The organism is Barnesiella sp. CU968 (assembly GCF_905219685.1).
In the GTDB taxonomy this organism is placed as follows: Bacteria; Bacteroidota; Bacteroidia; order Bacteroidales; family Muribaculaceae; genus Lepagella; species Lepagella muris_A.
Map to the genome: position 1 here is coordinate 1 of NZ_CAJMXD010000215.1, position 5,187 is coordinate 5,187.

General features: G+C 46.4%; 2 protein-coding genes. Both read right to left on the minus strand.

Annotation, left to right across the window (positions count from 1 at the left end; translation table 11 throughout):
• On the minus strand, positions 1-2,036 hold a 2,036-nt coding region (locus tag JX312_RS08950), incomplete at its 3' end, for a hypothetical protein (RefSeq protein WP_204457758.1).
• Between the two features lie 2,144 nt (positions 2,037-4,180).
• The coding region (locus JX312_RS08955; RefSeq protein WP_204457759.1) for a BF3164 family lipoprotein at positions 4,181-5,187 on the minus strand (1,007 nt) is incomplete at its 5' end.

Sequence of the window (5,187 nt, forward strand, 5' to 3'; positions counted from 1 at the left end):
ATTTTATAAGCAGCCCGCAGGAACCATTTCTTCGCATTCCAGAACACGCTGCAATCCTCAAGCCGGAACCGGAGATATGCCCTGTCGGGAGTGGCGAACGTCTCTCCGCGATGATAGAACAGATGCTGGTCTTCGAAATAGAACTGAGGCTGCAACGCCAGCTCAAGCTTGCCGCGTTCATACTTCTTCTTGTACGCCCATTTTATCTTGATGCGGTGCTCGTTCTTATAAAGCTTGCTTGTGTAGCTGTTTGCGAAATCCGGCACCGGAATCATTCCCGGCGTGAACTCTGCCATCGAGTTTTCCGCAAAAGCCTCAAGAGCGGTAATATCCGAGTTTTTACGGGTCTGCGTGTGGGCGAACTCATAGCTTGCCTGCAGATTACCTATCGGCACACGGAAATAGTATCGTGCCAGAGCCTGTATGTTGAAGCTGTAATGCGGACGCTCCGTTGTGAACTGATGCTGCAGCTGAGACGATGAGGGTACTTCTCCGAAACAGATGTCCTGCAATTCCTCGCTGAAAGAACTGCTGCGTGAATACTTGCTCTGCAACTTAAAGACCATGGCATCGGGACTGCCGGGAATCTTCACCCTTGTCTCTCCGTTGAACTTCGCGTCATAACCGTGACTGTTCGATTCAAGATTCTTCAGATTGCGGTTGATCAGTGCCCTGCGCAGCTCACTGTCACTGAGAGTATATATCGACCTTACCATCTCTTTGTCAACGCCCTGCATCTCTTCAGAAAAAGTAGCGGCAACGGTCTCGTCGTTGTCGCGTTTTTTATTGTAAGAGAACTGAGGTTTCAAGGTCATGTTCCACGAATCCTTCTTGAGTTTGAAATCGTGGAAAGTCGACAGAGAGAAATCGCGTGCCCTCATGTCGCGGTTTGAGAAATCATAGTTGTCGGCAGTCTGAAGGAAATTCACAGCATTGGTAATGACAGTGTTGCGGTTATCGTTATACGAAGCATCCACATTTCCCGAAGCTTCCCACGTGTGAAGGGCGTTGTCGGCGAGATAATCTATACCTCCGTTGATTTTGCGGGTGATTCCGGCGTCATCACTGTCATAAAGCTCGAATTCCTCCTGTGTGAGTCTGTTTTTCTTATTGATATTGTTTGCATTGCCATATAGACTAAGGCGGGTATTGTTGGTATAAGACATGGCAAAAAGACGACCGAGATAACGTGACTTGGTGCCCCCTCCGGCTTCGGCATTGATCATGAAGCCGGTCATGTAATCTTTCTTCAGCCGCACATCCATCACGTAATCTTTGTCGACATCGGCACGGTCACCTAAAATGGCATCCATGTCATCCTTTTTCTCATAGACAGCAACATCCTTCACAGCATACGCTCCGATATTCTCAAGCATAACGTTCTGATCCCCCTTGAAGAAATCCTTGCCGTTAAGGAGCAGCGTTTCCACAAACCTGCCGTTGACATAAATCTTGCCGCCATCCTTTATCTCCACACCCGGCATCTGCACGATCAGCGCGTCAAGCATCGAACCCTCCGGAAGCATTAAGGCATCGGCGTTGTATACGATAGTGTCCCCCTTGTTGTAGAACATCACTTTGCTCGCCTTGACCGTGAAATCCTCCAGTGTCGTGACTTTCTGACGACTTAGATATATTTTCGGCACCTCTTTCTCCATATCGCGCTTGTTGAGCACAAGAGAGTATGAAAGGAAATGAGGTTCATAGCCATCCTTCGTGACCTTTATAAGATAATTCCCCGCCACACGCGGAACATTAATGGAATAGTGAGAAGTGGAATCCGACTTCAATACATTCGTTCGATTATCATAATCATAATACCGATAACCACCTTCCACAGAAGATATCACGCTGCTGTCGGAGCGGAGCACCTCAACTTTTGTGCCTATCACATGGCGTGTAGTAAGCCTGTCGTATATTTTACCTGTGAGAGCTATGCTGTCTACTTTAGTTGCGCCGGCAGCCGATGCATCGGCTGCAACAAGACCCAATATAACGATGAGCAACGCACGGAAGAAAGAAAAAAACTTGTTCATGATGTACTTTGATATCAAACGGCTTATTGGCATGACACCTGTCTTCACGCCATCAACGACAAAATTAGTAAAAAATTCCCCTCACCCAAATATATTACGCAGAAATACCGAAAATGTCACAAAATTTTTCTAGGGTCGGTGTTGAAGAGCTGTTTGCCGTCACGGCATATGAAAACCTGCTCCTCTTTCCCCTTTGTGAGATTGCGAAGCCACAGCACGGCATTCGCCGGAACATCATACGTGATGTCGAACCCTTCGGCGGTCTTTTTCCCAAGCGATTTCCATTCGTTCCGGTCGAAATAGAACAGTTCATACTCCTCGCCCGGAACAACATAATTGTCGTCATTGCGAGGAATGATGAAGANACTGTTGACATCCTTGTCGGAGTCTATCCCAAACACCAGATCCCGGTATCCGACCTGGTAGTTTGTCCACGTCAGTATGTCTCCGTCTACGAGCTTTTTCTTACCCGCCGTGAGATTGTCAGTGATCACCGTCATAGGCAGGCGTTCCCGTGCAAGGGAATCAACGGACGCCATCACTTCCCCTATCTGGGAACGTTGGAGGGGAGACGGAAGAAGGCGCACGTACCTTTCCTTGTAGTCCATACTCACGGGAATGCAGTGGAAGCTATGAGCCGGCATGGAGGAGATGCTGTCAATATCGCGCCAAGGTCCCGTCGCGTTTGGTCCGGTCTGTATCCGGATGCCTATGACCGAGCTCATGCGTCCCGTATGGTGTAGCCAGAATGGCATTTTACGTTTCATGGTCAGTCTTTCCCCGCGGGCAACATCCGGAACGAACTCATGTACGTTCCCGTCACTTTTCAGCATGAATGGATTCCCGCATGTGCTGTACCCGTTGCCTTCGCGGGTAACCGGGAAATATATCAGGTCTGGCTCTATGTCTCGGAACACGGCTTCTCCTCCCGCATTTTTATCCGCAACGTCTACCGGTCTGTAACCGTCAGGTGTAAAAAGACCGAGAAACACAGTGCCGGATTCTCTGTTAGTCTTTACCACTGCCTCGTTATGACCGAAATATTCTGCCGTAACATCCTTCAGTCTGGGACTCAATAATTCGGCAGGGACATCGGGAATGGAGGCAAGCCTCTTTATCCTGTCGGTGTTTACCGCCCACGACCTTCTGTAGATTTTCCCTTTCCGTCTCCCGTCATTGTGAACGGAGTCTCGGGTGGGAGGGAAACGGTCATTGTCGAACATCCGGAACCTGTTGTCTTCGGTGTCAAGCACCACGCACCATTGATGCGGAGTACCGTTGTCGGGAGAGACAATTATCTCGTCAATGGTCACGGGAATACCGAATGCCCGCAGGGCATACACGGTGCGGTCGCAGTCTTCGCGACAGAACCCGACGGGAGCTGTCAGAAGACCGGTGGCAGGTCGATGGGGCGTTTTCAGCTTGTTGTTGTAATGGATCTCGCCCAACGTCTTGGAAATAATTGCGGCTGCGGCAACAGCATTGGGCGCGGAATAGATTTTGTCTGAGAGGGAATCATATGCCGCCCGATATGCCTTTCGCCATTCTGTCAGCGGTTCGTCACCGATGCGGTAAGGGAGCAGCAGTTCGCAGAAATCTGACAATGAAAGATCTCTGTTCCAGCTGCATTTCTCTTTCTGTTCCCAAGCATCATCAAAATTTCTTATGAGATAGTCTGAGGTCAACGTCTGTAAGTCAGCAGTTTTCCGACGCAAAATTTTCTCGTATCTCTTGCCGGAAGCGAGTTGCACCGAATCAAATTGCCAGCTGCGGTTGGGACGCGGCAGCTGATGATATAAATTTTCAATAGAATCGAGACCAAATCCGCTGACCGCATATTGCCCGATCATACCTCTTATGAGATATGATGCAGCCTCTTTTTTCTCTCCGTCATACCGGTCAAGAAATCGACTGATTTCTCCGGCGTTGTCACCAGCATCCGACAATGCTCGCTCCTGCATCGCCGAATCTGATATGGAACAACCCTGAAGAGTTATTAACAGCCCAAATATAATTATCGTAACTATTTTAGTTTTCACTCCGCTATATTGTATACACGGCTAAAAGACTCTGTCCCTTATAATGCTGCCGATAGATCAACGTGGTTGTTTTGTCGTTATGTGGTTCGAAAAACATATAACTAATTACTGTAACATCAATTTTATATCGTATTTATAAATATATTCATTATCTCCAAGTGGATTGAAAGCATATAATACACCGTTTTTGTCGACATACATGGCAGATGCAATGACCGGCAACTTGATTCTTGAACATGGTTTCATGTCCGAATCAAAAATCTGAAGTTCAGAATGCCCGATATTATCTCGGTAGTCTTTTTCTTTAAGTCCATGATACAAAAAAATCAGCTTGTCACCCCAAAGCTGTACTCCACCATAAGAACGCGGGATATTGCCTCGCCATCTACTACTCATTGAGTTAATATCATCCAGTTCAGAACCGACACATATAGTTTTCCCTATCGATTGATCATATAAGGAATAGACTTTGATCTGATTCAATGTTATGTTTGCTTCCGCTACAAGCGAATCATTTTTAAACGGCAGAACTAAAAATGACAAAATGTTATGATCAATTTCTTCTATTTTAGGAATTACATTCCCAATGTTTACAGCCTGCCTGTTCCCTTCTGCATGAAGTATGTATCTTTTAAAGCCACCCTCACCATAATCTCTGTATATCATCAATGAATCGCCACTTGCCAATGGAATAATATCTTTAACAGATTTGAAATCTTTGGGAAATGAACGATTTTCTATGATTTCTTTCCCCTCCTGTATTGAAGAAGTAATATTGAGCAAAAACACTTCTTTATCCGGATTATACTTCATACAGGCATAGAGACTGTCATTATGCGTAAAAAAACGCTGTATCGTCGGAGACATGGCATATTCTCCCGGACCTTGCCCTTGTTTGAACAAATCAAGAATCTTATGTCCGGTTTCCAGCGAATAGAGACCCATATAATATTCTTGATTTGAATTTATACCCATCAAAAGGGCATCAACTCCTTTAATGCTTACTACGCCCTCGAAGTCAGATAGAGCCGGTTTATGCTCAGCTAAGGAATATTCATTAGGGAAGGTTTTAACATATTCAACATCACCGCACTCATCATACGATGGCGTGC